Raw genomic sequence first — 2,537 nt, 5'->3', positions numbered from 1 at the left:
AGGCCGAAGAACGATACTATGCCATGCTGGACGCGCCAGCTATGGCCGCATAACTTAAACAAAACGGTCTCCGGCAAATACGGTGCGGTTCAGACTGCGAATGTTGTAAAATCCGTCGATGTATTTGAAACGGACGCTATTCATCCCTGCCGGGTGCGGATACCAAAAGGGTTGCGGTGTCAACTGATATGCGACTGCTCTCAGGGAGGTATTATAAATTAAGTTTGCGCCGCCAAATAAATAATATCCCGTGATGACCAATGGAAGATTTAGCGGTTGACATTATAGCTCAAGAAAGATACCGACAGAAGGATATATCACGACGTTGACGCCTTTTTTAAGGGCAGAAAGGGCGATTATCTGGTGGTGGGGTACCAGTAATAATTCTGTCTTTTGCATAGTAAAAATGCTGGGATGGCGTTGTTCTATATTTCTTAATGATTTCCAAAAAATCTTCATTCGCTTTTTTCATGTCAGAGTTATGGCTGCAATTACACATGGCTTTCAATTGGCTGGTGTGATTTCGGTTACAATGGAGGCGGCTTCGTTTCCTATCTCAGTGGGGCATCCGGAACGCTTTTGGCGGGATGGAGATAGGGTTTAACGAGAGGCATATGTCATTATGATTCAGTCGCGATCGGGGCGATATTTTATCTCGCAAATGTGGTGCCAGGTTTTGGGTGGGCTGCTGGCTGCAGTAGGGCTGCCTATACTCTTTCGTGCTTTTTATGCATGGGACACGTTGGAGACGGCAAATTACCAAGTCACTATTATTGCGGCCGCGATCGCCCATCTGGGTGGTTATGCTATATATAAGCGGCTGGATGCATTTCCTGGAACGACTGGTTTTAGTACAATACTACCCGCATTCTTATTGAGTTACGGAATAGTTTTTGTTGGTATTTTATTGTTCCGATTTGAGTATAGCCGACTCCAGGCGGTAGGCTCTTTTTCAATTTCTTCTGTCTGGTATTTCGGGGTGCATATTTTTAACGGGCGGCGGAAGCGATTTCATCTGGCGATAATTCCGGGCGGACAGACTGATGAATTAACAAAGATCAAATCTGTACTTTGGATGCCGATTGAGACGCCTGACAAAAACCTCTCAAATGTTCATGGTGTCGTTGCTGACTTGCGAACAGATTTCTCTCCGAATTGGGAGCGGTTTATCACTGATGCGGTATTGGCTGGCATACCAGTATATCATGTAAAGCAGGTTGTGGAGTCGCTGACCGGGCGCGTTGCGATTGAACACTTGTCTGAAAATACATTGGGGTCTCTTACCCCTAGTCAGCTCTATCTTCCCATAAAGCGGATCATTGATCGTCTTATTGCACTATTCGTCCTGATCCTTGGCTTGCCATTACTGTTGCTTGTTGGCTTGGCAATTCGCCTTGATACACCCGGTCCGGCATTGTTTAGGCAGACCAGAATGGGGTATCGCGGCGTTGTATTCACTGTTTATAAATTCAGAACCATGCGGGTTGAGAATGATCAAACTGGTTCCGCACGTGACAAGGCAATAACTCGTGATGCAGACCCACGTATAACGCGGCTTGGACGTTTTCTTCGCAAGTCTCGTATTGATGAATTACCGCAGGTAATAAATGTGCTTCGAGGAGAAATGAGCTGGATCGGCCCTCGACCGGAGGCTGATGTCTTGTCCCGGTGGTATGAGACAGAGCTGCCTTTTTATAGTTACAGACATATCGTTCAGCCTGGTATAACGGGATGGGCTCAGGTAAAGCAAGGTCATGTTGCTTCAGTAGATGAAGTAAATGAGAAACTTTACTATGACTTCTATTATATAAAAAATTTTTCGCTGTGGCTCGATATAGTGATTGTTCTTCGAACAATACGGATTATGCTAACGGGCTTTGGAGCACGATAGGCTTCCAGTCTGTATATAGTAAGGCCTTATCGCCTGAAAAGCTTGATGTCGTTGATCTGAAATATGCCTTGAACAAAGAAATTAGTGGGTATTGCTAATGCTTCTAAAGAACAAAAAGCTGAAAGTTCTATCGATTTTTGGAACTCGGCCAGAGGCCATTAAAATGGCGCCGGTGGTTAGGGCGCTTAACGCTGCTGATGATATTGAATCGCGCGTTTGCATCACTGCGCAGCATCGTCAAATGCTGGATCAGGTTCTTAAATTGTTTGGCATCGAACCGGATTATGATCTCAATTTGATGCAGCCGGGGCAGGGGCTAACCGAGATAACCACTGGCGTGCTCAGTGGCGTGAAATCCGTCGTAAAAGACTTCGAGCCGGACTTAGTGCTTGTCCATGGCGATACAACGACAGCTTTCAGCGCTTCTCTGGCAGCATATTATCACCAAATCCCAGTTGGGCATGTGGAAGCTGGTTTGCGGACGGGCAATATTTATTCACCTTGGCCGGAAGAGGTTAATAGGGTGTTGTCACGTTAAGTTTGCGATGCCGCGAATGCGGGCGGATTTCTGAATTTTCAGACGAGGCAGGCTGCAATTTTCCATACGTCGAATGCTTCGAGGCGATGGTAACGAATTGTTTGTGCG

Annotated in this window: 2 protein-coding genes; both read left to right on the top strand. The window is 46.2% G+C overall.

Annotated elements, in window-relative coordinates; genetic code table 11:
* Positions 1 to 676: 676 nt before the first annotated feature.
* Entirely contained in the window at positions 677 to 1,891 is a 1,215-nt protein-coding gene (locus tag DFR47_RS21420) for an exopolysaccharide biosynthesis polyprenyl glycosylphosphotransferase (protein ID WP_245416683.1), read from the top strand.
* 97 nt (positions 1,892 to 1,988) lie between these two features.
* A complete protein-coding gene (gene wecB, locus DFR47_RS21415) occupies positions 1,989 to 2,429 on the top strand; it encodes a non-hydrolyzing UDP-N-acetylglucosamine 2-epimerase (protein ID WP_210207366.1) in 441 nt (146 codons plus the stop codon).
* Positions 2,430 to 2,537: the final 108 nt, after the last annotated feature.

It is taken from the genome of Pseudochrobactrum asaccharolyticum (genome assembly GCF_003314995.1).
Taxonomy (GTDB): domain Bacteria; phylum Pseudomonadota; class Alphaproteobacteria; order Rhizobiales; family Rhizobiaceae; genus Pseudochrobactrum; species Pseudochrobactrum asaccharolyticum.
This window is presented reverse-complemented; position numbering and strand designations above follow the sequence as displayed.